The organism is Mycobacterium gastri, assembly GCF_002102175.1.
GTDB lineage: Bacteria > Actinomycetota > Actinomycetes > Mycobacteriales > Mycobacteriaceae > Mycobacterium > Mycobacterium gastri.
Map to the genome: position 1 here is coordinate 62404 of NZ_LQOX01000096.1, position 25583 is coordinate 87986.

Genomic DNA, 25583 nt, shown 5'->3' on the forward strand with positions numbered 1-25583 from the left:
CCGGTAGCCGTTAGCCGTTAGCCGAAGAAGACGTTGCGGCGGCGGATCAATTGGCTGTACAGCATCTGCTGGATCGTCTCCCGCACGTGGTCGGTCAATTCGAACGTGATGGTGGGATCGTCGGCGTCGGCGCGATCGTAGTCGGCGGTGCCGATCGGCCGGCCGAACGCGATGTGCCACTTCGACGGCAGCGGTATCAGCCCGGCCGGGCCGGCCCAGGGGAACAGCGGGGTGACCGGGAAATACGGCAGGCCCAGCAGCCTCGCCAGCGGCTTGACGTCGCCGAGCATCGGATAGATCTCCTCCGAACCCACCACCGCGCACGGGATGATCGGCGCTTTGGCGAGCACCGCGGCCGACACAAAGCCGCCGCGACCGAACCGCCGCAGTTTGTAGCGGTCCTTGAAGCACTTGCCCAAGCCCTTGTATCCCTCGGGAAACACCGCCGTGAGCTCGCCGGCCGCCAGCAAGCGATGGGCATCGGGCTGGCAGGCCAGGGTGTGACCGGCCTTGCGGGCCACCTCGCTGATGATCGGCAGGTCGAAACACAAATCGGCGGCCAAGGCCCGCAGGTTGCGGTGCGCGGGATGGTGGTCGTGCACCGCTGTCGAGATCATCAGCGCATCGATCGGTAGCACGCCGCCGTGGTTGGAAACCACCAGGGCGGCTCCCTTGTCGGGCAGGTTTTCGATCCCGCTGACCTCGACGCGGAACCAGGACCGCGACAAGAACCGCAGCAACGGCCGTACCAGTGCGTCGGTGAAATGCGGGTCGAAGCCGAACTCGTCGACGCGGTAGTCCCCGGTCAGTCGCTTCCGCAGGAATCCGGCAACCGCGGCCACCCGTTCGGCAAGCTCGTTGGCCGGCGCCTGGGCCGCCGGAACCCTGGCGCCGAAAGCGCGCCTCTGATCGAGATCTCGGATGACGGCGGCGGAGCGCCGCTCGGTGGCCTTGGAATTGAACGGCGCCGACGTGGGCCGCAGTGCCGGTTGTGGATTGGTTTGTCGGCCGGCGTGGTTCCGTGCCGCTAAACGTTGTCGATTCGGTTGCAATGCAATGACATTCGTCCTCGCAGGCATAGGCAAACCCCCCAGCACTCTGAGTGTCTGGAATGGATTGAAATGGGCCTTGTGTTAGACCCCGGCCGCGCCGCCCCCGCAGCGCATGCAAGGAGTTTAGTCCTCGGATATGGCCAATAAAAGATCCATTCGCCACGAATACCGTCCGCTATGGTGACGTTTGTCTGAACGCGTCGACCAACGGCTCCCATCGGCCGGGCGGTTGAGCCGCGGGATTCGGGGTATTCACGGGCGTGACTCGCACAACTGTCCCCTGGAGCTGGGACACCCGGCTGCCATCTCGCTGCCGGGCTGGCCGGCTGGGTACGGACCACTGTCGATCGCGGTACGCCGCGCCTTGACCGGACCGGCACCGCGCGAGCTGTTCACCCGTATCGGCGGCTCGGTGGGCGACGTCGATCCCTACGGCCTCGATCTTCAGCTGGCTTTGTACATGTGTTACGAACTGCGTTACCGCGGTTTTTCCGGGGTGGATTCGACTTGGGAGTGGAATCCCGCGCTACTGCACCTACGCGCCGAACTCGAGCGGGCTTTCCTGACGGGTGTGCGCCGTGATGTCGGCCCTATCGAGCCGCACGACACGTCGGTAGATCGCTATATCACCTCAAAGAGGGTGATCCGCATGTCTGGGCAATTCCGCGCCTGACCGGTCAGGCCAAGGCGGCATTCGTCGTTCTACCGCGAACACGTGGAAGCGGACGCGGTACACGAACAAGTGGTCCGCATCGACGTGGTCGGCGATCTCATCGCGCGAGAACCGCACCTCGACCATGACATCGTGTTCGGGATGCGAGCCCACGCGTTCCTCGAAAACCGTTTGGCGGACTGCCTTATGCAGGCATGGCAGGCCGGCCAGACGTCGCTGCTACGGCCGTTGGGTGAGTAATCGACCATCGCGACGCTGGAAGAGTGCGGTTTCGTCGTCGGCGGGGGTGGCGCGGGCCCGAATGAAGGCCCGTTCCACGCGATCCCGGCGATACGATCCCGACGACGAGCACGACATCCCGGGGCGCCGCTTCTTGAAGCGAGAACCAGGAGGAAATCGCCGTCAGGCATCCTCCAACTGGCTCGCGTGCGGGATGGCCTGCGCGCGCACCAGGGCGCCGTTTCCGGGGACAAATACGGCGGCTTTGCGTTTGACTTTTTCATCGCGAGGATCGACGGCGCTGAGCTCTACGGTCCGCAGGATGGTCTTCAGTATGAGGGTGGACTCAAAGACCGCGAGCCGGTCCCCCAGACACCGATGCGACCCGCCGCCGAACGGAATGAGGCTGTATACGCCCGGTGGGGTGTCGAGGAAGCGTTCCGGCATGAACCTGTCCGGATCGTCGTAGAGCTCGGGTTTGCGGTGAATGGATCGGATCAAGGGTGCGATCAGCACATTGGCGGGGAAGTCGTACCCGCCCAGTGTTATCGGCTGGCGCGTAACCCGTCCCAGCCCCGTTATCGGGGGTCGCAGACGCAGAGTTTCGTGGACCACGGCCTCCATGTAGGTGGTTGCGTCTGTGCTGCGAGCCTCCGCGGTAGCTTTCTTCATGGCCGACGGACTCCGCAGCAGCCGTTCGATCGCCCAGCCCACCGTGATCGCCGTTGTCTCTTGGCCGGCAAGCATGATCGTAAAGATCTGATCACGAATTTCGTTGTCGCTCAGTGGAACACCGTCGGCGCGTAGCATCAGATCCAACAAATCTGCCGTCCCGCAGTTCGGCGTCGCGCGGCGCCGAGCGATCTCCGCGAAAACCAACTCGTTGCATCGGGCCAGGGCGCGTCGAAATCGCCGCCAGCGCCGCACGCCGCCCAGCCGACGCAGGGCGTACCGTATCGCCATTTCCTCCGATCCCCAGGTTTCACCCAGTTCGTGCCACGCCGCCTTCCAGGTCGGTAGCGTCTCGTCGCTGATCCCGAGGGTGATCGCGAGAATCGCCTCCAGCGACACATTGAGCATCCGGTGATGCACCCGCACGGACTCCTCTGCAAGCCAGCTGCGCGCCTCGCGTTCGGCGCTGCGTACGATCACATCGGCCCACTGCTGCAGTGCCTCTCCGCGGAGGCGAGATAACAGCAGCCTGCGCAGCCGGCGATGCTCGGAACCCTCCATCAGTAACAACGATCGGTCGCCGTGGAGTATCCCGAGGACCCGGTTCGGCGTCGCCGAGTCGATCACCTCGTCGGGGGCAGTAAAGAGCGGTTTGATCAGTGCGGGATCACGCACGAAGGCGACCTCCGAGACGCCGGGAAAGATCTCGAAGAATTTCGGCACCCGCAACCACAGGACATCGCCATAGCGATCGAACATCCGGTCAAAGGCCGCGTCGCCATTGCGCAAGATGTCCCCGAGGTGCATCACGAAACCGCGCAGCCCAGGCTCGCGGGAGCGGCGGACTTTCGCGCTGTCTGCCGTGGGGTTGAATCCGATCATGTCCGGCTGTGAGTCCATAAACCACATGCGCCTCTCCTCCCCGATGGGGCCAGAGTGGAAACCTCCTTGTGGACGACCGCATCGCTGACAGGGGCCCATCGACGTCGCGCGAACCCTGGCACAGCCCGCGGCGAAGGGGCCGCAACTGGACGTGATTCACGATCTGTCATGCCGGGACCTCAGCGCTTGAGCCGAATCCGGCGCCACACGACCCCGGAATAGACCGCCGACAACACGCCGAGCATGGCCATATCGAGTAACCATGCGCCCGTCGTGTGGCGCCAGTGGCTGTCCCTAGGAGTGAATGGACTGGGTTGCACGCCGTTCAGGTCGACGGTCGACGCCGACGCCGCGAAACCCCACCGCGCCGGTGTCGTCCAGGACAGCTGGTCGAGTACCGCCCGGTTCGTCACTATGACCAGGCCGCCAGAGAACACCAGCTGTGCCATGATAGCCACCACCAGCAGCGGCAGGATCTGCTCGGTGGAGCGGACCAGCCCCGACAGCGCCAGGCCGAGGATTGCCGAGACGACGCAGGTCGCGGCGACAGTAACGAACAGTTCGAGGGCGGGATTGCCCAACAGCACGGCGCCACGGGTCGGCGCGCCCTTGCCGACCACCGTGATGGTCGTGGCGATCGCCGACTGCACGATCGCGAACAGGCAGAACACGGCGAGCTTGGCCAGCAGGTAGGCCCGGGTGGACAGGCCGAACGCCTGTTCCCGCAGGAAGATGGGGCGCTCGCCGATCAGGTCACGGATTGTCAACGCGGTGCCCATGAACACGGCGCCGACATTGAGCAGGACCAGTATCTGCGCGGGTTCGGCCGGTGTCTTACCCGCCGGGTCGGCAAAGCCGAATCCCGTCTTACCCGGAACGGTCAATGCGAGCAGGGCCAGAATGAACGGCAACGCCGCCAGGAAGACCGTGTACCACTGGTCGGAGACCACCAGCCGAACTTGGCGGCGCGCGATCGTGGAGAACTGACGCCACATATCGATGCGCACCGGCTCGCCCAAGTCCCTCGGCTTTGCGGCCGCCGGCAGCTTTGGCTCCGGCCGTTGCTGAGCCAGGAAGCGTCGCTTGGCTTCGTCGGGGTCGGCGCCCACCTTGATGAAGATCTGGGCCCAGTTGGTGGTTCCCATCACCGAGCCGATCTGGTCGGGCCGGCCGCAGAAAGCCGTCTTGCCGCCGGGTGCTATCAACAGCAGCTGATCGCAGAGGTCGAGATAGGACACCGAGTGCGTCACGACCAATACCGTGCGGCCGGCGTCGGCCAGTTGCCGCAACATCATCATGACTTGAGAGTCCAGCGCCGGGTCCAGACCGGTGGTCGGCTCATCGAGGATCAGCAGCGACGTGCCGGTGAGCAGTTCTAGCGCCACCGAGGCGCGTTTGCGCTGCCCACCCGACAGCCTGTCCACCCGGACGTCGGCCTGCTCGGTCAGATCAAGCTCCGTGAGCACCCGGGCAACCACTTGGGCGCGGTCTTCTGCGCTGGTGTCGGGCGGTAGCCGCAGCTCGGCCGCATAACCTAGAGCCTGGTTGACCGTGAGCTGGCGGTGCACGATGTCGTCCTGCGGCACTATCCCGATCCTGCTGCGCATGGTCGCGTACTCGCGGTGGATGTCATGGCCCTCGAAGGTGACCGAGCCGGAACTGGGACGGGTGTAGCCGGCGATCAGCCTGGCCAGCGTGGTCTTGCCCGCGCCCGATCCCCCGATGATCGCAGTGAGTGTGCCGGGTCGCGCGGTCAGGGAGATGTTGTCGAGCAGTTCTTTCCCGTCGACCTTGAAGCGGACCGAGTTGACCTCCAGACCGTCGTTGCGCGTCTCGGCTTGCGTGCGCGGGACCAGGGTGCCGGCGGTAAAGACAAGGTCTCCGTTGCCAATGGTGACCACGTCGCCCTCACTGAGGACCGCGGACCCGATCCGGACTCCGTTGACGAACGTGCCATTGACGCTGTGAGCGTCGCGGATCTCGGTGCCGAGCGGCGTCTGAACCAGGAACGCGTGATGCCGCGACGCCAAGACATCCGGAAGGATGATGTCGTTGTCGGTGGCGCGACCGATCGTCGCGCAACCGGCGGGCGTCGCGGGTACCCCGCTGCCAGCCCGGAAAGCCTTGATCACTCTCGTCGCCAGGTTCGACGTGTCCGGCGGCTTGGCGGCAACAGGGTCCATCCGGGCGGATCCTCGGAACGCGGCCGGCGGCGGCGAATTTCGCCCGTGTGCCTGGGTGTGCGGCTGCCAGTTCGGCAGCGGTGTCGACCGCATGGCGCTGGGCGGGTAGCCGGGCGGTGCCTGGCCGAGGGACCGGTGCATTGGCTGGAGTGGCGCCGGCACGGCATGCGCGCGAGCGGCGCTACTCGGCGACCGGCACGCCCCGCCCGTCTGGGCTGCTGGCTGTGGATCCCTCGGCGCTGCGGCTCCTGGGGGTTGAACGGCGCAAATCGGTGTTGTTCGCGGTGACCCGCCCGCCGGCACCTCGGGCTGTTCGACCTCGAAAGTCAAGCACGGCCCGTCACGGTCGCCGAGGTTGATGCGCTGGCCGTCGTGGATGTCTACCATTTCTACCCGTCGAGCGTTGACAAATGTGCCGTTGTGAGAGTGGTTGTCGATCGCAACCCAGCGGCCCTGATCGAAGCGCAGCAACAGATGGACACGCGACGCCACCGGGTTCGCGATGCGTATATCAGCATGCAGGTCATGTCCGACGACCACGTCGCGTCCTGCCGCGAACCTACGTTGCGACCCGTTGTAGCGAACGCTCAGCACCGGTGGCGCCACGGTGTTCATAAGAGAAATCTGTAGCCCGTAGCGACGGTTTCGAAACCCCGTCAGGGCTAAGTCGCCTGAAGTGGTGGGCTTCGGGACTGAGGCGGACGGCCGGGTTCTGCGCCCGGGCGTGTCTTGCCGGTGGTGGGGTGGGGCATCGCGTAGTGGTCAGTGAGTTACCGACAAAAGTGACTCACGAAAGGACCATCCGCGCGGACCCAGAACCATTCCGCCTTGCTCGGCCAGCTGGACTGGCTGAAGTCCGCTGATGCCGGTGCGGTGTTCGCCGAGCTGATCCGGGGCCGGGCTACAAGCGCTGATCGAGGCCGAAGCCACCGAAGCGATCGGTGCGGGCCGGTACCAACGCACGGACGGTCGCGGAACATCGAAGGTGGCCTTTTTACGAATCGGAGCACGGCCGGCCCCGCGACCACCATGGTGGCGCCCGATGGTAGCTCCCACCGATCCGTTGCGCCGAGGCACCGAGGAGGTCCGAGGCGGGCACTTCATGCATCGGGAGCATCCAGAGATGTTCGCCGGGCGGCTGTTGACTCATCTGCGATAGAGGCGGGCAGCCGCGGCTGCACAGTGGTCAGCCAGGGTTGCCGGAAGTGCCGTCGGTCCCGTCGAAGTCGGGGGTGCTGACGCCGCCGCTGCCGGCGAGGCCGTTACGGGACCCGGTAGACCCCAGACCCAAGCCGGCGTCACCCCCGCTACCCGCGCCGCCCCGGGCGCCGCCCTCACCGCCGCCGCCGCCGTCGCCGCCGCCGCCGACCGCGCCCTGCTTGCCGAGCAATCCGCCGCGTCCGCCGGCGCCGCCTTGTCCGCCGTCACCCCCGTTGCCGCCATCGCCACCGTGGCCGGCGTTGCCACCGTTGCCGCCGTTACCGCCGATAGCCTGACCAGAAGGGGCACCGGCATTGCCGCCTGCGGCGCCGTCACCGGCGTTGCCGCCGTGCCCACCGCCGCCACCGGCACCGCCAGCGCCGCCGTGGCCTCCCATGCCACCATTGCCGGCCAGCAATCCGCCGGCACCGCCATTGCCGCCGGCGCCGCCCGCAGCGCCGAGACCACCGTTCCCGCCGGTGCCGCCATTACCGCCCGATCCACCGGAACCGCCCTGGGCGTTGGAGCTTGAGCTGTAGGCGCTGTTCGTGGTGGTCGGGATGGGGCCGAGACCACCGCCGTCACCGCCGGTGCCGCCGCTGGAACCGGTGCCGCCAAGGCCACCGTCACCGCCGTAGCCGCCATTACCGCCGTTGCCGACCAGCAGCCCGCCGCGACCCCCGTTGCCGCCAGCACCACCGGCGCTGCCATCCTGACCGTTCAGGCCGGCGCCCCCGGCACCGCCTTGACCGCCCGAACCCCCGGTAGCCACGTTGGCCTGCGAGCGGGCGTAGCCGCCCTGACCTCCGTCGCCGCCGCTGGCGCCGCCGGCACCGCCGGTGCCGCCGTCGCCGCCGCTACCGGCGGTGGCGCTGGATCCGGCATTACCCGCGACAGTGGTATCGGCGTTGCCGCCATTACCGCCGGTGCCGCCATCGACGCCGGCGGGGCCGGGTTGGCCGTCAAAGCCGTTCCCGCCGGTGACATTGCCGGATTTGCCGACTTGATTGCTGGAGCCCGGTCCACCATTGAGGCTCGGGTCGGTGCTGGATGTTGGGTTGACGCCGTCCGCCCCGGGCATGCCGGCGCCGCCGTTGCCGCCGTGACCGCCGGCGCCCCACAGCCCGGCGTTGCCGCCGGTGCCCCCGCTGCCGCCGGCCATGCTCGTCGCCGTCGCGTTCCCGCCGTTCCCGCCGTTCCCGCCGTTACCGTACAGCCAGCCGCCGCGTCCACCGGCCCCGCCGCTCGCGCCCGCGCCGCCGAGCCCGCCGCCGCCACCATTGCCGATGAGCCCAGCCTCGCCGCCGGCACCGCCCGCCTGGCCGGCCGGGCCCGACCCGCCGTTGCCGCCGTTACCTAACAAGATCCCGCCGGCGCCGCCGTTCTGGCCGGTTCCCGGCGTCCCGTCGGCGCCGTTGCCGATCAGCGGGCGACCCAGCAACGCTTCGGTGGGTGCGTTGATCACGTTGAGCACCTGCTGAAGCGGTGAAGCGTTGGCCGCCTCGGCGGCCGTATACGCGCTCGCACCCGAGGTGAGGGTCTGCACGAACTGGTCGTGAAACGCCGCCATCTGAGCGCTCAGGCCTTGATAGGCCCGGGCGTGCGCGGAAAACAGTGATGCCACCGCCGCCGACACCTCGTCGGCACCCGCAGCCAAAAGCGCCGTCGTCGGCGCAGCGGCCGCCGTATTTGCCTCGCTCAGCGCCGAACCGATACCCGCCACATCAGCCGCTGCCGCCGCCAGCGCTTCCGGGGTAGCCAATACGAACGACATCGCCATCGATACCCTTTGTTCGAGTGGATTTCATCACCGAGCGGATTTTCGGCTCACCAACCACTGTCGCCTCATTATGGCAACTGGGCCCTCGGGCAAATGGTGGATTCAGGGGATGAAGTTTTCTCCCCCTACTGGGGGAGGATGTTTATTGGGGGTTTCTCGGCTCCCCGCCGCGCAGACTTTTGCGCAATAGAAAAGTCTCCGGGAAACCGGGGGAGGTCCAACCCCGCTGTACGGGCTGATCGTCGGCACGCAATCCATGGAAGGCGCGAAGATATTCATTGACGACAGCCAGACCGTTAGCCACCGTTCGCAGCGATATCACTGAACTCCTTTGCCAGTAGCGAGTTTTCGTACCTACGGCCGAGCAATCCGCACGCATCACACGCGCCTGCGACCATCCAGCCCCGCCGGCGTCGGCAGAACGCTCCAACCTGCTTTCCCAACGCGTTCTAGCCCTTCCCGCGTACCACAATCGTGTGCTCTTCGCGGGGCACCAGCTCGCCGATGACGGGTGCACCCGGGATCTCGCCGGCGATCAGCAGTCCGCCGGAGGTCTGCGCGTCGGCCAGCAGGAGCGCCTCCTGCTCGCTCACCGCCGCCAGGTCGACGTGCGGGGCCACCCACTCGAGGTTGCGCCGGGTGCCGCCGCTGACATAGCCGGCGGCCAGCGCTTCGCGTGCGCCGTCCAGATACGGCACCGCGGCCGAGTCGATCACCGCCGTCACACCGCTGGCCCTGGCCAGCTTGTGCAAGTGCCCCAGCAACCCGAAACCGGTTATGTCCGTGGCACATTCGATTCCGGCCGCCAGCGTTGCCGCCGCCGCTTCGGCGTTGAGCGTGGTCATCACCTCGACGGCGTCCGCGAACCGCTCGCCGGTGGCCTTGTGCCGGCTGTTCAGCACCCCGATGCCCAGCGGCTTGGTCAGCGACAGCGGGGTGCCCGGCTTACCCGAATCGTTGCGCAGCAACCGGTTTGGGTCGGCGATTCCGGTGACCGCGAGCCCGTATTTGGGTTCGGGGTCGTCGACGCTGTGCCCACCGCCCAGATGACAGCCCGCGAGCGAGCACACGTCCAGCCCGCCGCGCAACGTCTCGGCGGCAAGTTCCAACGGCAGCACATCGCGCGGCCACCCCAGCAGATTGACCGCGACCACCGGCCGCCCGCCCATTGCGTATACGTCGGACAGCGCGTTGGCGGCGGCGATTCGGCCCCAGTCGTAGGGGTCGTCGACCACCGGGGTGAAAAAGTCGGTTGTCGCGATCAGTGCCATGCCGCCCTCGATCAGCACCGCGGCGCCGTCGTCACCGTTGTCCAGCCCGACCAGCAGCTCACCGGCAGGATGAGCCGGGACGCCGGCGCGCAATCCGCGCACCACATCCTCCAGCTCGCCCGGCGGAATCTTGCACGCACAGCCGCCGCCGTGCGCGTACTGAGTCAGTCGGTAGGCCATGGCGTCCATAATTGTCGCCATGGCCCAGGGAGGCGTCTCCGGTCTGGTGACCGGCGCGGTCCTCAAAACCGTCGAGCGACAGATGCTGCCGCTGGCGGGTTCGATTCCCGTCCGCCTCCGCCACCTCCCTGGGTCCGGACATGACTGACCCCAGACGACGGGTTCCGCGCACCGACGCGCTGCTCGCCGATCCCCGCCTCGCCGAGGCGCAACAGCTGCTGGGCCGCGCCCTGGTGAAATACGTGATAACGCAGGCCCAGCAGCGGGCCCGGGCCGGCGAGATCGAGCCGGAGCAGGTGGCCGAGCATGCCGTCGCGTCGCTGCCGGCCGGCGCGGCGAGCCTGCGGCCCGTCATCAACGCCACCGGCGTCGTCGTGCACACCAACCTGGGCCGGGCGCCGTTGTCGCAGGCCGCGGTGGACGCGGTGGTCACCGCCAGCGGCGCCACCGACGTCGAATTCGACCTGGCAACCGGCCACCGCGCTCGCCGTGGCCGGGGAGCGCTGGCCGCGCTCGCTGCGGCGGTGCCCGGCGCCGGCGGGGTGCACGTGGTGAACAACAACGCCGCCGCGCTGCTGCTGACCGCGCTCACACTCGCTCCGAGTAAAGAGATCGTGCTCAGCCGCGGTGAGCTGGTCGAGATCGGCGACGGATTCCGCATTCCCGAGCTGCTGGCGTCCACGGGTGCGCGGCTACGCGAGGTCGGCACCACCAACCGCGCCCACCTGCGCGACTACGCCGACGCGATCGGGCCGGACACCGGGTTTGTGCTCAAGGTGCATCCGTCCAACTTCTGCGTCACCGGGTTCACCTCGGCGGTCAGCGTGGCGGAATTGGCGCAGCTCGACACGCCGCTCGTTGTCGACATCGGCTCCGGACTACTGGAGCCGCATCCGATGCTGCCCGACGAGCCGGATGCGACAACCGCCCTGCGCGACGGCGCCAATCTGGTCACCGCCAGCGGCGACAAACTGCTCGGCGGCCCGCAGGCCGGCCTGCTCTTCGGCGACGCCGGCCTGATCGAGCGGCTGCGCCGGCACCCCGCGGCCCGCGCGCTGCGGGTGGACAAGCTCACCCTCGCCGCGCTGGAAGCGACCGTGGTAGGGCCGCCGCCACCGGTCGCTCAGGCGCTGGCCGCCGACGTGACGCGGCTGCGCGTCCGCGCCGAAAGGCTCGCCGCGCAGCTGCCCGGCGGGCACGCGGTGGACTGTGTGGCGGCCGTCGGCGGCGGCGGGGCCCCGGGCGTGCAGCTGCCCAGTGCCGGGCTGAGCCTGCCCGAGTCCTACGCCGCCAAGCTGCGCGCCGGCAGCCCGCCGGTCGTCGGGCGGGTGGAGAGCGGCCGGTGCCTGCTGGATCTGCGCACGGTGGCACCGGAGGACGATGACCTGGTGCTGGCGGCGGTGCTGGCGTGTTCGTCATAGCCACCGCGGGCCACGTCGACCACGGCAAATCGACGCTGGTCCATCGGCTCACCGGCATGTGGCCGGACCGGCTGGCCGAGGAGCGGCGCCGGGGCCTGACCATCGACCTGGGCTTCGCCTGGACCGAGATCGACGGGCACCGGTTGGCGTTCGTCGACGTGCCGGGTCATGAACGGTTCGTTCCCACCATGCTGGCCGGCGTGGGCCCGGTTCCGGCCGTCATGTTCGTGGTCGCCGCCACCGAGGGCTGGATGCCGCAGTCCGACGAGCATCTCGCCGCCCTGGACGCGCTGCGGGTTAGGCATGTGCTGGTCGTCATCAGCAAGGCAGACCTTGCCGATCCGGCGCCGGCGATCGAGCAGGTGCGGGCGCGGTTGGCCCACGCGCCGGTCGCGCTGGGCACCGACCTGGACCAGGTGCGCGCGCAACTGCGGGCACTGACGAGGCGGCTGCCGCAGCCGGACCGCGACGGCGATGTGCGGTTGTGGGTCGACCGCTGCTTCACCGTGCGCGGTGCGGGCACCGTCGTCACCGGGACGCTGAGCGCCGGCACGATCCGGGTGGGCGACGAACTCGAACACGCCGGACGGCGCGTCACCGTCCGCGGCCTGCAGTCGCTGGGCCGTGACGTCGACGAGGCCGGTGCGGTGGCGCGGGTGGCGGTGAACCTGCGCGGCGTGGACCGCCGGCACATCGCTCGCGGCGACACCGTTCGCACGCCGGACGCCTGGCTGGATACCGCGGAGATCGACGTGGCCCTGCGGTCGGCGGACGCCCTGCACCGCCAGCTGGTGCTGCACCTCGGGTCCGCGGCGGTGCCGGTGCGGGTGCGCCCGCTGGGGACGGCCGGGGCGCGGCTGCGGCTGGCCAGGCCGTTGCCGTTGCGGGTCGGCGACGTCGGGTTGCTGCGCGATCCCGGGGAGCACCGGATCGCGGCCGGCATCGAGGTGCTCGACGTGCGACCTCCCGGGCTGCGCCGCCGCGGCGCGGCCCGGGCCCGGGGCGCGGAGCTGGCGACCGGCCGGGTGCGCCCGCCTGAGTGCGCACCCGCGACGCAATTGCGCGCGACGGGTCTGCCGGCCACCGGCCACCGGGTGGGCGAGTGGGTGGTAGATCCGCAGTGGTGGGCCGGGCGACGCGAGCTTGCGGTCACGACGGTGCAGCGCTGGGCGATCGAGCACGACATCGCGGCGGGCATGCCGCTGGAGGCGCTGCGGCAGCGGGTGGGCCTCCCGGCCGCGGAACTGGTGTCCGAACTGCTCGACGGCACCGGCCTGGAGGTGGCCGACGGCCTGGTGCGCCCGCCCGGGGCGGTCCTGCCGGCGCGCGTCGACAAGGCGGTGCGCACGGTGGCGGAGTGGCTGGCCGCCGAACCGTTCCGGGCACCGGAGGCCGACGAACTGGCCGAACTGAAGCTGGGCAGCCGCGAGTTGGCCGCCGCGGTGCGGGCCGGACGGCTGACCCGCGTTGCCGACGGCGTCGTGCTGGGGCCCGATGCGTTCACGCGGGCGGCCGCCATCCTGGCGACGCTGCCGCAGCCGTTCACGGTGAGCGACGCCCGGCGCGCCCTGGGCACCACGCGCCGGGTCGCGGTGCCGTTGCTCGAACGGCTTGACGCACTGAGGATTACCCGCCGCGATGCGGACGGCGCCAGGATGACGCTTTGAGGCTGCCGGTTGCTCCCCAGGTACGCCGCAGGGTTTGATCAAGCAATGCACCCGGAAAGCAAGTTTGCGAAGTTGATCCAATCGTGGCCGCTCTACCGCCAGCTCACCGGGGCCGACCCGCTGGGCCGCGGCAAAGCCGCACAGTCGGCTCGCTCGGCAACGCTGACGCCGCGCACCGCCGAGGCCGACCACGTCGCGCACTCGGTGTGTCCGTTCTGTGCGGTGGGCTGCGCGCAGAAGGTGTACGTCAAAGACGAGAAGGTCATCCAGATCGAGGGCAACCCGGACAGCCCCATTTCCCGAGGACGCTTGTGCCCCAAGGGATCTGCCAGCACCCAGCTGGTCACCGGGCCGCAGCGGGAAACCGTCGTGCGCTACCGCGCCCCCTACGCCACCGAGTGGCAGGAACTCGACCTGGACACCGCGATGGACATGGTCGCCGACCGGGTGCTCGACGCCCGTCGCAAGGGCTGGCAGGACTTCGACGCCGACCGCAACACGCTGCGCCGCACCATGGGCATCGCCAGCCTCGGCGGCGCCACCCTGGACAACGAAGAGAACTACCTGATCAAGAAGCTGTTCACCGCCCTGGGCGCGTTGCAGATCGAGAACCAAGCCCGTATTTGACACAGCGCCACGGTTCCCGGTCTGGGAGCCTCCTTCGGTCGCGGCGGAGCGACGGACTACCAGCAAGACCTGGTCAACTCCGACTTCATCGTCATCATGGGTTCGAACATGGCCGAGGCCCATCCGGTCGGGTTCCAGTGGGTGATCGAGGCCAAGGCGCGCGGCACCGAGGTCGTCCACATCGACCCGCGGTTCACCCGCACCAGCGCGCTGGCCGACCGGCACGTGGCGCTGCGCGCCGGCAGCGACATCGCGTTCCTCGGCGGGGTGATCAACTACATCCTGTCCAACGAGCTGGACTTCCGCGAGTACGTCACCGCCTACACCAACGCCGCGTTCCTGGTCGACGAAAATTACCGGGACGCCGAGGATCTCGACGGCCTGTTCAGCGGCTACGACCCCGACACCGCCTCCTATGACCCGGCGACCTGGCATTACGAGTCGACGGGTGCTGCCGGCCAGATCCCGGCCGACCCGACGCTGCGGCACCCGCGCTGCGTCTACCAGATCCTCAAGCGGCACTACGCCCGCTATACCCCGGAGATGGTGGAGCGGGTGTGCGGCGTGCCGGCCGAAACCTTCCTGCGGGTCGCGCGGGCGTGGACGGAAAATTCCGGCCGCGAGCGCACCACGGCGCTGGTATACAGCGTGGGCTGGACCCAGCACACGATGGGCGCGCAGTTCATCCGTGCCGGCTCGATCATCCAGCTGCTGCTGGGCAATGTCGGCCGGCCCGGCGGCGGGGTGTTCGCACTGCGCGGGCATGCCAGCATCCAGGGCTCCACGGACGTGCCGACGCTGTTCAACCTGCTGCCCGGTTACCTGGCCATGCCGCACGCCGGCCAGGCCACCCTGGCCGACTACCTGGACCGGATCAAGAGCCAGAACCAGAAGGGTTTCTGGCACAACGCCGACGCCTATATGGTGTCGCTGCTCAAGGAGTACTGGGGCGAGCACGCCACCGCCGACAACGACTATTGCTTCGACTACCTGCCACGGATCAACGGCGACCACGGAACGTACCGCACCGTCATGGACATGGTCGACGGCAAGGTGTTCGGCTACTTCCTGCTCGGCCAGAACCCGGCCGTCGGGTCGGCCCACGGACGGCTGCAGCGGCTCGGCATGGCCAACCTGGACTGGCTGGTGGTCCGCGACCTGGTGATGATCGAAAGCGCCACCTTCTGGAAAGACGCCCCCGAGGTCGAGACCGGCGAGATCACCCCGCAGACCTGCCGCACCGAGGTGTTCTTCTTCCCGGCGGCCTCGCACGTGGAGAAGGCCGGCACGTTCACCCAGACCCAGCGGATGCTGCAGTGGCGGGAGAAAGCCGTCGACCCGCCCGGTGACGCCCGCTCGGAGTTGTGGTTCTTCTACCACCTGGGCCGGCGGCTGCGGGACAAGCTGGCCGGCTCGACCGACGAGCGCGACCGGCCGCTGCTGGAGCTGTTCTGGGACTACGCGATGGAGGGTAACGAGCCCTCGGGCGAGGACGTGTTGCGCCGCATCAACGGCATCGACCTGAGCACCGGTCGGGCGGTTAACGGCTACACCGAGTTGAAGGCCGACGGCAGCACCGCTTGCGGCTGCTGGATCTACAGCGGCGTGTATGCCGACGACGTGAACCAGGCGGACCGGCGGGACGCCTCGCAGTGGGGCTGGACCTGGCCGCTGAACCGGCGGGTGCTCTACAACCGGGCGTCGGCCGACCCGGCGGGCCGGCCGTGGAGCGAGCGCAAGAAGCTCATCTGGTGGGATCCGGACCGGGGCGAGTGGACCGGCCACGACATTCCCGACTTCGAGAAGCACAAACCGCCGGACTACCGCCCGCCCGAAGGCGCGGTGGGTGTCGAGGCGTTGCGCGGCGACGACGCGTTCGTCATGCAGGCCGACGGCAAGGCCTGGCTGTTCGCACCCAGCGGTTTGGCCGACGGTCCGCTGCCCACCCATTACGAGCCGCACGAGTCCCCGGTGCGCAACGCCCTCTACAAGCAGCAGGGCAACCCGGCTCGAATCGTCTACGGCCGCAACGACAATCCGTCGAACCCGGCGCCGCCGGAGGCCCACGGTGAGGTGTTCCCGTTCGTCTTCACCGCGGCGCGGCTGACCGAGCACCACACGGCGGGCGGGATGAGCCGGCAGCTGCCCTACCTGTCGGAGCTGCAGCCCGCGTTGTTCGTCGAGGTATCACCGGAATTGGCGCGCATCCGGGGTCTGACACACATGGACTGGGCGCACGTGATCACCAGCCGCACCGCGGTGGACGCGCGGGTGCTGGTGACCGAGCGGATGAAGCCGCTTCGCATCGAAGACCGTGTGGTGCAACAACTTTGGATGCCCTACCACTGGGGCTATGCCGGCCTGGTCGACGGCGACGTGGTCAACGACCTGCTCGGGGTGGTGCTGGATCCCAACGTCTTCATCCAGGAGAGCAAGGTCTGCACCTGTGACGTGCAACCGGGACGACGGCCCCGCGGACCGGCGCTGCTGGCCTACATCGCCGAATACCGCCGCCGGGCCGGCGTCACCGCGGCGACCGGCACCCGCCTGGACACCCATAGCGAGGAAACACCTTGAACCGCAACAGTTTATATGGCCCGCTGAGCGATCCGGCCGGTGATGCCGGGCATGTGGAGCACCCACCGCGAGTCGGGTTCTTCACCGACACCTCGGTGTGCATCGGCTGCAAGGCCTGCGAGGTGGCCTGCAAGGAATGGAACCGGGTACCCGACGACGGCTTCAACCTGCTGGGGATGTCGTTCGACAACACCGGCATGCTCAGCGCCAACACCTGGCGGCACGTGGCGTTCATCGAGCAGCCGGCTACCGACCTCGGCATCCCGAAATTCGAGCGCCCCGGCGCGTCGGCCGGCCCGGAGTCCCGCACCGACTTTCGCTGGCTGATGAGCTCCGACGTATGCAAGCACTGCACGCATGCCGGGTGTCTGGACGTGTGCCCGACGGGCGCGCTGTTCCGCACCGAGTTCGGCACTGTCGTTGTGCAGCAAGACATTTGCAACGGCTGCGGGTACTGCGTGTCCGGTTGTCCGTACGGGGTGATCGACCGCCGCGAAGGTGACGGCCGGGCGTGGAAGTGCACCCTGTGCTACGACCGGCTGCATGACGGGCTGGAACCGGCGTGCGCCAAGGCCTGCCCCACCGACTCCATCCAGTTCGGGCCGCTCGACGAACTGCGGGAGCGCGCCGCCCGCCGGGTCGAGCAGCTGCATGAGCGCGGCGTGCCCGAGGCGCGGTTGTACGGTCACGATCCCGACGACGGCGTGGGCGGTGACGGCGCGTTCTTCCTGCTCCTGGACGAGCCCGAGGTCTACGGATTGCCGCCGGATCCGGTGGTGCCCACCCGGGACCTGCCGGCCATGTGGCGCTACGCCGGGATGGCCGCGTCGGCGCTGGTGGCCGCCGCGGTGTCGGCATTCGTCGGGAGCCGGCAATGACCGCCGGCGGCCGGGAACAGCTTGCCGTGCCCCGAGCGGAGTTCCGGTCCTATTACGGGCGTCCGGTGCTCAAACCACCGGTGTGGGATTGGAAGATCGCGGCGTACCTGTTCTCCGGTGGCCTGTCGGCGGGGTCTGCGCTACTGGCCGCCGGCGCCGATCTGACCGGGCGCCCGGCGCTGCGCCGGGTGAGCCGCGTCGGGGCTCTGGCCAGCATCGTGGCCAGCATGTACTTCCTCGTCGCCGACCTGGGCCGCCCCGAGCGGTTCCACCACATGCTGCGGGTGGCCAAGCCGAGTTCGCCGATGAGCGTGGGCACCTGGATTCTGACCGCTTACGGGCCGGGCGCCGGGCTGGCCGGGGCCGCCGAGCTCATGCCGGGGTGGCTGCGACGGTCGTGGGCCGGGAGGCTGCTGGGCTGGCTGGCACGTCCGGCGGGGTTGTCGGCGGCGGCCGTCGCACCCGGGGTCGCCTCCTACACCGCGGTGCTGCTGTCGCAGACCGCCGTCCCCGCCTGGCACGAGGCGCACCCGTATCTGCCCTTCGTCTTCACCGGCTCGGCCGCAGCCAGCGGCGGCGGCTGGGGCATGGTGCTGGCGCCCGTGGCCGAGGCCGGTCCGGCGCGGCGACTGGCGGTCGTGGGCGCCGGGCTGGAGGTCGCGGCGTCGCGGCTGCTGGAGCAACGGCTGGGGCTGGCCGCCGAGGCGTACACCACCGGCAAAGCTCACCGGCTGCGCAAGTGGGCGGAGTACCTGACGGTCAGTGGGGCGCTGGGCACGGCGGCGGCAGGCCGGAGCCGGTTCGCGGCGGCGCTGTGCGGGCTGGCGCTGCTCACCGGCAGTGCGCTGCAGCGGTTCGGGGTGTTCGAGGCCGGTGTGGAATCCACCCGGGATCCGAAATACGTGGTGGTGCCGCAGCGCCAGCGGCTTGATGCCGGCACCTGAGCATGGCCGCGATGAGCGCGCTCAGGGCTGGGGTGTTCCCGGATGCTAGACCCGACTGGGCTCACGATCCCCGAGTTCGGGCGGTGGCACATCGCTGAACTGCGCGTTTGCGGCGGGGCCGGTCGAAAAGTGGTACTAAGACTAAACCCAAGGCCAAGGCCAAGGCCAAGGCCAAGAGCGCACTATCGACGGTCGCGCGCGTTGATCGCCGTCACCGGGATTTCGCCGAACGTGTTCTGAGGGCGAGAATTTGGCCGTTTTTTCGTCGCCATGTCACGCTCGGCGCAGCAAGCCGTCGATAAACCGCTTCCTCCGTGACTACAGCCGTTCTTTGACCGCCGCCGACAAGCGGGCCCCGTCGGCTTTGCCCTCGGCGATCTCGGTGGCGAACTTCATAACCAGGCCCATCTGCTTCATGGTGGGCCGATGCCCGAGCTGTTCGGCCACTTGGGCGATGGCAGTGTCAGCGACGTCGGCCACTTCTGCCTCGGTGAGCGGCGTGGGCAGATACTCGTCGATGATCCGGGCTTCTGCGTGCTCGTTGGCGGCCAGCTCACCACGCCCGTTCTGGGTATAGATCTCCGCCGCCTCGCCACGCTTGCGGGATTCCCTGGCCAGTACCTTGAGCACCTCGTCGTCGGAGAGCTCTTTGGCCTGCTTGCCGGATACTTCCTCGGTCTGGATTGCGGCCAGCACCATGCGTAGGGTCGCGGTTCGCAACTTATCCTGCGTTTTCATCGCTTTGGTCAGGTCGGCCCGAAGCCGCGATTTGAGTTCCGCCATGGCAGAGACGCTACGCGCGTTCTTTTCGGAGGCTGCCGAACCCGAACACCAAGACCGGAAGTCATACCTACATTGAGAAATGCGCCGACCGCCGACAGGATGGAGCCCATGACCAACGACGACAGCCGCCACATCCGGTGAGTACGCTGCCGCCGAGTTATCCGGTTGACCCGCCGGCCGAGACCCCCGGGTACGTACCGGCCTGGTACCCACCATTGGGGGCCGGCTATCCCCCGCCGCCATCGCCGACGCCGGGCTATGGCGCCCCACCGCCCGGATACGGCCCGCCGCCCGGTTACGGTGTGCCACCTGGCTACGGCATGCCACCGGGGTACGGTGCCCCGCCGCCGGGTTACGGTGCGCCGCCTGGTTACGGTGCCCCGCCGGGCTACGGTGCGCCACCACCCGGGTACGGTTCGCCGCTGGTTCCCGGGGCGGTCAAGCCCGGCATCATCCCACTGCGACCGTTGACCTTGAGCGACATCTACAACGGCGCGGTCGGCTACATCCGCACCAACCCGAAGGCGACGCTGGGCCTGACCGCCATCGTCGTGGTCATCATGCAGGTCATCACGCTGATCGCCACGATCGGGCCGTTGACGGCCCTCAATCAGCTGAAAACCCAGCCGTCGACCGAGCTGAGCGTGGGCGTCTTCGGTGCGTGGATGGGTTCGGTGGCGGCCAGTGGTCTGGTTACCTGGCTGGGCGGCATGCTGCTGAGCGGAATCCTCACCGTCGTCGTCGGGCGCGCGGTATTCGGGTCTCCCATCACCATCGGCGAAGCCTGGGCCAGGGTCCGCGGGCGCGTGCTGGCGCTGATCGGGCTGGCACTGCTGGAAGCCGCCGGGATGGTGGCGCTCGCCGGGTTGGTGGTGGTGATTCTGGTCGGGGTCGCGGCCGTGGCCAACGGCGCGGTGGCGGTCCTGCTCGGCATCCCGCTCCTGCTGCTGGTCGGGTTGCTGCTGGGTTATCTGTACACCATGCTGATGTTCGCGCCGGTGCTGATCGTGCTGGAGCGACTGCCGCTGGTGGACGCGGTCACCAGGTCGTTCCGGCTGGTCCGCGGCGGTTTCTGGCGAGTCCTGGGTATCCGGTTGCTGACGGCCCTGGTGGTGGGCCTGGTCGGCGGTGCGGTCGCGGCGCCCTTCAGCATCGCGAGCCAGATCTTGTTGGGCGTTACCGCGTCGGGCGGATCCATCACTATGCTGCTCGTCGGCACGACGCTGTCGGCCGTCGGCTCAGCGATCAGCCAGATCATCACCGCACCGTTCACCGCCGGAGTTGTCGTGCTGCTCTACACCGATCGCCGCATGCGCGCCGAAGCCTTCGATCTGGTCCTGCAGACCGGTGCCGCCGGTGGGCCCGCCGCGGTGGAGTCCACCGACAACCTGTGGCTCACGCGGCCTTACTAAGCGACTGGTAAGGACTGACTGACGATGCCTTCCATCGACATCGACCGCGACGCCGCCCACCAGGCGGCGCAGCATGAGCTCGACAAACCGATCTACCCCAAGCCGTCCCTGTCGACGGCTTTCAGCGACTGGCTCAACGAGCAATTGTACCGGCTGCTGGAGAAGGGCGCTTCGGTATCCGGTGGCTGGTTCACCCTGACGGTGCTGTTCATCCTGGCGGTGATCGCGGTGATCGTCGCCGTCCACATCGCCCGCCGCACCATGCGCACCAACCGCGGCGGTGATCACCAGCTGTTCGAAGCCGGCCAACTCACCGCCGCCCAGCATAGAGCCACGGCTGAAGCGTTTGCGGCCCAAGGCAATTGGGCCGCAGCCATCCGGCATCGGCTGCGCGCGGTCGCGCGCGAGCTGGAAGAGACCGGCGTGCTGAACCCGGCTCCCGGGCGCACCGCCAACGAGCTGGCCACCGACGCGGGCGGGGCCCTGCCGCACCTGGCAGGCGAATTGGCCAGGGCCGCAACGGCTTTCAACGACGTCACCTATGGCGAGCGGCCCGGAACTCAAGATGCCTACCGGCTGGTCGCGGACCTCGACGACCACTTGCGCTCACGTGCTCATGCCTCGCCGGCGATGGAACGCCCCGCCGCACCCGATTCCTGGGCGCAGGTCCGGTGAAGCCGGCACCGGGTATCACCCGACGACGGCGCCCGTGGCGCGCCATGGTGCTCGCGCTGGCCGCGATCATCCTCGTCGCCGCCGTCGGCACCTACCTGACCGCGCCGCGGCCCGGCGGCACAATGGATCCCGCGGCCACCAGCCCTTCCGGCGCCCATGCGCTGGTGACGTTGCTGCGCGACGGCGGCGTCGAGGTCGTCGTCGCCAACACCGTCGCCGACGTCGAACGCTCGGCCCGCGCCGACTCGTTGCTGCTGGTGGCGCAGACCCACTACCTGACCGACAGCTCATTGCTGCAGCGGCTGGCCCAAGCCCCCGGTGACCTGCTCTTGGTCGAACCCACGGCGCGAGCCCGCAGAGCGCTCACCCCGAAGCTGCGCATCACCGCCGCCGAGCAATTCGCGTCCCAACCGAAATGCCCGCTGCGCGAAGCTAATCGGGCCGGGAAAGTACATTTTGGGCCCAGCGATGCCTACCAGCCCAGAGACGATCTGGAGGTGGTCAGCTGTTACGGCGGGGCATTGGTCCGCTATCGCGATGCCGGGCGAACCGTCACGGTGGTCGGCAGTAGCGACTTCATGACCAACGGTGGCCTGCTCAAAGAGGGCAACGCCGCGCTGGCGATGAACCTCGCGGGTGATCGGCCACGGGTGGTCTGGTATGCGCCGCACCGGGTCGAGGGACAGACGTCGGAGCCCGGTTCGCTGTCCGACCTGATCCCGACGAACGTGACGTGGATCGTCTGGCAGCTGTGGCTGGTGGTACTGCTGGTGGCGCTCTGGAAGGGCCGCCGGCTGGGCCCGCTGGTGGCCGAAGAGATACCCGTGGTGGTCCGCGCCTCGGAGACGGTCGAGGGCCGCGGCCGGCTGTACCGGTCCCGGCGAGCCCGCGATCGCGCCGCCGAGGCGCTGCGCACCGCCACGCTGCAGCGGCTGCTGCCGCGGTTGGGTATCGGCCCCGGCACCGACCCGCCGGCGGTGGTGACGACGGTGGCCCGGCGCAGCGGGGCCGACCCGGAGTTCGTTCGATACCACCTGTACGGTCCGCCACCGGCCACCGACCAGGATCTACTACACCTCGCCCGCGCGCTCGACGACATCGAAAGGCAGGTCACCCACTCGTGACACAACCCGCTCCCACCCAATCCGCGCCCGCGGACTCGGCACGCGAAGCGTTGCTGGGGCTACGTGCCGAGATCGGCAAGGCCGTCGTCGGACAGGACGGTGTGATCAGCGGCCTGGTGATCGCGCTGCTGTGCCGCGGCCACGTGCTGCTGGAAGGCGTTCCGGGAGTGGCGAAGACGCTGATGGTCCGGGCCATGGCCGCCGCGCTGCAGCTGGAGTTCAAGCGGGTGCAGTTCACCCCCGACCTGATGCCCGGCGATGTCACCGGTTCGCTGGTCTACGACTCGCACAGCGCCGAGTTCACCTTCCGCCGGGGCCCGGTGTTCACCAACCTGCTGCTCGCCGACGAGATCAACCGCACGCCGCCCAAAACGCAGGCCGCGCTGCTGGAGGCCATGGAAGAGCGTCAGGTCAGCGTGGAAGGCCGGGCCAAACTGCTGCCGGACCCGTTCATCGTCGCGGCCACGCAGAACCCGATCGAATACGAGGGCACCTATCAGCTGCCCGAGGCCCAGCTCGACCGTTTCCTGATGAAACTCAACGTCACGCTGCCGGCCCGCGACTCCGAGATCGCGATCCTGGGCCGGCACGCGCACGGTTTCGACCCGCGCGATCTGTCCGCGATCAGGCCGGTGGCCGGGGCGGCTGAGCTGGCCGCCGGACGCGAGGCGGTTCGTCAGGTGCTGATCGCCGACGAGGTCCTGGGCTACATCGTCGACATCGCGGGGGCCACCCGCTCCTCCCCCGCACTGCAATTGGGGGTGTCGCCGCGCGGGGCGACGGCGCTGCTCGGCACCGCCCGGTCGTGGGCGTGGTTGTCGGGGCGCAACTATGTCACTCCCGACGACGTCAAGGCCATGGCCAGGCCTACGCTGCGGCACCGGATCATGTTGCGTCCGGAAGCCGAGCTGGAAGGGGCCACGCCCGACGGCGTGCTGGACGGGATACTGGCCTCGGTTCCGGTGCCCCGCTAGTGATCCTGACCGGACGTACCGGACTGCTGGCGCTGATCTGCGTCCTGCCGATCGCGTTGGCCCCTTGGCCGGCAAGGGCTTTCGTGATCCTGCTGGCACTGCTGTTGACGGCCGTGGTCGTCGACATCGTGGCGGCGGCCAGCACCCGCAAGTTGCGCTTCACCCGTTCCCCGGACAGCTCGATCCGGCTGGGCCAGCCCGCGGACGCGGGCCTGTCGATCCACAACCAGGGCCGACGCCGGTTCCGCGGCCAGATCCGCGACGCCTGGCCGCCCAGCGCCCGCGGCGAACCACGCAGCCACCGGGTCAACGTCGGCGGCAGTGAGCGCCAGCAGCTAACGACCCAGCTGCGGCCGGTTCGCCGCGGCGACCAGCGCGCGGCCGCTGTCACCGCGAGATCGCTCGGGCCGCTGGGCTTGGCGGGTAGACAGAGTTCGCAGCCGGTGCCCGGCAAGGTCCGGGTGCTGCCGCCGTTTCTGTCGCGTAAGCACCTGCCGTCGCGGCTGGCCAAACTGCGTGAGATCGACGGCTTGTTGCCGACGCTGATCCGCGGGCAAGGCACTGAATTCGATTCGCTGCGCGAATACGTCGTCGGCGACGACGTCCGCTCGATCGACTGGCGCGCGACGGCACGTCGCTCCGACGTTATGGTGCGCACCTGGCGGCCCGAGCGGGACCGGCGGGTGGTGGTGGTGCTCGACACCGGGCGGATGGCGGCAGGGCGGGTCGGGGTCGACCCGACGGCCGCCGATCCCGCCGGATGGCCCCGGCTGGACTGGTCGATGGATGCCGCGCTGCTGTTGGCGGCGCTGGCGTCGCGGGCCGGCGACCATGTCGACTTCCTGGCCCACGACCGGGTCAGCCGGGCGGCCGTGTTCGGGGCGTCGCGCACCGAACTGCTGGCCCAACTGGTCGACGCGATGGCCCCGCTGCAACCGGCCCTTATCGAGTCAGATTGGCGGGCAATGATTTCCACCATTCTACGGCGGACCCGGCGCCGGTCGCTGGTGGTGCTGCTGACCGACCTCAACGCCACCGCCCTGGACGAGGGCCTGCTGCCGGTATTGCCGCAGCTGTCGGCCAAACACCATGTGGTGGTGGCCGCCGTCGCCGACCCGCGCGTCGACCAACTGGCCATCGGGCGTTCCGACGCCGCCGCGGTGTACGACGCGGCGGCCGCCGAACGCGCCCGCAACGACCGGCGGGCGATCGCGTCGCGACTGCGCCACGGCGGAGTGGACGTTGTCGACGCGCCGCCCACCGAGATTGCGCCGGCCCTGGCGGATCGTTATCTGGCGATGAAAGCGACCGGCCGGCTTTAGTTTTCGGCGGCCCGCGCTCAGCCGGTGGGCACCACGTCGGGAGCGTCCTCGATGTCGCCGGTTTCCCCGGCCTCGGCGGCGCGACGGCCGAAGTAGACGATGTAGAACACGAACGCGGCCTCGGCGAGGAGGCCGATGGCGATCCGGACGAAGGTCGGCAACGGTGACGGCGTCACCATCGCTTCGATCAGCCCGGACACCAGCAGCACCCCCACCAGACCCACGGCCACCGACACCACGCCGCGGCCCTGCTCGGCCAGCACTTGTCCGCGCGGCCGGTCACCGGGCGCGATCACCGACCACCCCAGCCGCATCCCGGTTGCCGCGGCCAGGAACACCGCCGTCAGCTCGAGCAGCCCGTGCGGAATCAGCAGGCCCAGCAGCAGGCCACCCCGGCCGGCCTGGAACATCAAGCCGGCGATCACTCCGACGTTGGCCGCGTTCTGGAAAAGCACCAGCGGTATCGGCAGGCCCAGCACGACCGACATCGCGATGCACTTGGCCGCCACCCAGGAATTGTTCACCCAGACCTGCAGCGCGAACGACGTTGCCGGGTGCTCGCTGTAATACGACTCGACATCGTGGTTGACCAATTCGTTGATCTCGGTGGGAGTTCCGATGACCGACTGCACTTCCGGACTGCCGGCCACCCAGAACGCGATGAGCACCGCGACGGCGAAGAACGCCACCGCCGTCGCCAACCACCAGCGCCCGGCGCGGTAGGCGACGACCGGGAAGGACACCGTCCAGAACCGGACGAAGGTACTAGTCAGCGGCGCGTGCGCGCCGGTGACCGCGGCCCGCGCGCGGGCGACCAGACTCGATAACCGGCCGATCAGCAGCGAATCCGACGACACCGACCGCAGCATCGACAGGTGCGTGGATACGCGCTGGTAGAGCTCGACGAGCTCGTCGACCTCGGCACCGGTCAGTGAGCGACGCTTTTTGACCAACTGGTCGAGGCGATCCCAGGTGCCGCGGTGGGTCAGCAAGAACGCGTCGACGTCCACCTGCGCAGCGTACCCAACCGAGTGCGGCAGGCAGCCGTCCGCAAACCTGTAGCGTTC

16 protein-coding genes, 1 tRNA gene and 3 pseudogenes are annotated in these 25583 nt (G+C 68.9%); 13 read left to right on the top strand and 7 right to left on the bottom strand.

Annotation, left to right across the window (positions count from 1 at the left end):
- Nucleotides 1–17 precede the first annotated feature (17 nt).
- Nucleotides 18–1079 (bottom strand): lysophospholipid acyltransferase family protein, encoded by a 1062-nt coding sequence (locus AWC07_RS09975; RefSeq protein WP_084293486.1) that lies wholly within the window; start codon nucleotides 1077–1079, stop codon nucleotides 18–20.
- A gap of 259 nt (nucleotides 1080–1338) precedes the next feature.
- On the opposite strand from AWC07_RS09975, the pseudogene AWC07_RS09980 reads away from it, so the two are divergent.
- Nucleotides 1339–1965: pseudogene (locus AWC07_RS09980) on the top strand (iron-containing redox enzyme family protein).
- 162 nt (nucleotides 1966–2127) lie between these two features.
- On the opposite strand, the gene AWC07_RS09985 reads toward AWC07_RS09980, so the two are convergent.
- Nucleotides 2128–3525 carry a cytochrome P450 gene (locus AWC07_RS09985; RefSeq protein ID WP_167380052.1) on the bottom strand — a complete coding sequence of 466 codons (1398 nt, stop codon included), beginning with the start codon at nucleotides 3523–3525 and terminating at the stop codon, nucleotides 2128–2130.
- Nucleotides 3526–3677: 152 nt separating this feature from the next.
- The gene (locus tag AWC07_RS09990; protein WP_036412596.1) at nucleotides 3678–6296 is read right to left on the bottom strand and encodes an ATP-binding cassette domain-containing protein; all 2619 of its coding nucleotides are present in this window, start codon (nucleotides 6294–6296) and stop codon (nucleotides 3678–3680) included.
- A 213-nt stretch (nucleotides 6297–6509) separates the two neighbouring features.
- On the opposite strand from AWC07_RS09990, the pseudogene AWC07_RS26815 reads away from it, so the two are divergent.
- A pseudogene (locus AWC07_RS26815) lies at nucleotides 6510–6660 on the top strand (IS256 family transposase); the annotation flags it as partial.
- Between the two features lie 207 nt (nucleotides 6661–6867).
- On the opposite strand, the gene AWC07_RS09995 reads toward AWC07_RS26815, so the two are convergent.
- On the bottom strand, nucleotides 6868–8655 hold the full coding sequence (locus tag AWC07_RS09995; RefSeq protein WP_036419303.1) for a PE family protein: 1788 nt from the start codon (nucleotides 8653–8655) through the stop codon (nucleotides 6868–6870).
- A 455-nt stretch (nucleotides 8656–9110) separates the two neighbouring features.
- Nucleotides 9111–10112 (bottom strand): selenide, water dikinase SelD, encoded by a 1002-nt coding sequence (gene selD / locus AWC07_RS10000; RefSeq protein ID WP_085105056.1) that lies wholly within the window; start codon nucleotides 10110–10112, stop codon nucleotides 9111–9113.
- Between the two features lie 28 nt (nucleotides 10113–10140).
- On the opposite strand from selD, the gene AWC07_RS10005 reads away from it, so the two are divergent.
- The 6 genes from AWC07_RS10005 (at nucleotide 10141) to nrfD (ending at nucleotide 18226) form a co-directional block, all read left to right on the top strand.
- A tRNA-Sec gene (locus AWC07_RS10005) sits at nucleotides 10141–10235 on the top strand.
- A 17-nt stretch (nucleotides 10236–10252) separates the two neighbouring features.
- The gene (selA, locus tag AWC07_RS10010) at nucleotides 10253–11533 is read left to right on the top strand and encodes an L-seryl-tRNA(Sec) selenium transferase (protein WP_036420220.1); all 1281 of its coding nucleotides are present in this window, start codon (nucleotides 10253–10255) and stop codon (nucleotides 11531–11533) included.
- Nucleotides 11521–13200, top strand: coding sequence for a selenocysteine-specific translation elongation factor (locus AWC07_RS10015; protein ID WP_085105050.1), 1680 nt, complete (start codon nucleotides 11521–11523; stop codon nucleotides 13198–13200). The genes selA and AWC07_RS10015 overlap by 13 nt, the downstream gene beginning before the upstream one ends.
- A 45-nt stretch (nucleotides 13201–13245) precedes the next feature.
- Complete coding sequence (gene fdnG / locus AWC07_RS10025) at nucleotides 13246–16404, top strand: formate dehydrogenase-N subunit alpha (protein ID WP_244187548.1); 3159 nt, start codon at nucleotides 13246–13248, stop codon at nucleotides 16402–16404.
- Nucleotides 16401–17282: a 4Fe-4S dicluster domain-containing protein gene (locus AWC07_RS10030; protein ID WP_036417706.1), complete on the top strand. Its 882-nt coding sequence runs from the start codon at nucleotides 16401–16403 to the stop codon at nucleotides 17280–17282. The genes fdnG and AWC07_RS10030 overlap by 4 nt, the downstream gene beginning before the upstream one ends.
- Nucleotides 17279–18226, top strand: coding sequence for an NrfD/PsrC family molybdoenzyme membrane anchor subunit (gene nrfD, locus AWC07_RS10035; protein WP_036417708.1), 948 nt, complete (start codon nucleotides 17279–17281; stop codon nucleotides 18224–18226). The genes AWC07_RS10030 and nrfD overlap by 4 nt, the downstream gene beginning before the upstream one ends.
- Before the next feature lie 318 nt (nucleotides 18227–18544).
- Here the strand turns inward: nrfD and AWC07_RS10040 are convergent, their stop codons facing one another.
- Nucleotides 18545–19009, bottom strand: coding sequence for a GatB/YqeY domain-containing protein (locus tag AWC07_RS10040; RefSeq protein WP_036417710.1), 465 nt, complete (start codon nucleotides 19007–19009; stop codon nucleotides 18545–18547).
- 137 nt (nucleotides 19010–19146) lie between these two features.
- Here AWC07_RS10040 and AWC07_RS10045 point away from each other — a divergent pair, with 137 nt between their 5' ends.
- The 5 genes and pseudogenes from AWC07_RS10045 (at nucleotide 19147) to AWC07_RS10065 (ending at nucleotide 24516) form a co-directional block, all read left to right on the top strand.
- Nucleotides 19147–20421, top strand: coding sequence for a membrane protein (locus AWC07_RS10045; protein ID WP_036417712.1), 1275 nt, complete (start codon nucleotides 19147–19149; stop codon nucleotides 20419–20421).
- A 24-nt stretch (nucleotides 20422–20445) separates the two neighbouring features.
- The gene (locus AWC07_RS10050) at nucleotides 20446–21096 is read left to right on the top strand and encodes a DUF4129 domain-containing protein (RefSeq protein WP_036413630.1); all 651 of its coding nucleotides are present in this window, start codon (nucleotides 20446–20448) and stop codon (nucleotides 21094–21096) included.
- A complete protein-coding gene (locus AWC07_RS10055; protein WP_051508004.1) occupies nucleotides 21078–22220 on the top strand; it encodes a DUF4350 domain-containing protein in 1143 nt (380 codons plus the stop codon). The genes AWC07_RS10050 and AWC07_RS10055 overlap by 19 nt, the downstream gene beginning before the upstream one ends.
- Before the next feature lie 19 nt (nucleotides 22221–22239).
- Nucleotides 22240–23194 (top strand): annotated as a pseudogene (locus AWC07_RS10060) (AAA family ATPase).
- Nucleotides 23194–24516: a DUF58 domain-containing protein gene (locus AWC07_RS10065; RefSeq protein ID WP_036413622.1), complete on the top strand. Its 1323-nt coding sequence runs from the start codon at nucleotides 23194–23196 to the stop codon at nucleotides 24514–24516. The pseudogene AWC07_RS10060 and the gene AWC07_RS10065 overlap by 1 nt, the downstream one beginning before the upstream one ends.
- Before the next feature lie 17 nt (nucleotides 24517–24533).
- Here the strand turns inward: AWC07_RS10065 and AWC07_RS10070 are convergent, their stop codons facing one another.
- Nucleotides 24534–25526: a stage II sporulation protein M gene (locus AWC07_RS10070; RefSeq protein WP_036413620.1), complete on the bottom strand. Its 993-nt coding sequence runs from the start codon at nucleotides 25524–25526 to the stop codon at nucleotides 24534–24536.
- Nucleotides 25527–25583 lie beyond the last annotated feature (57 nt).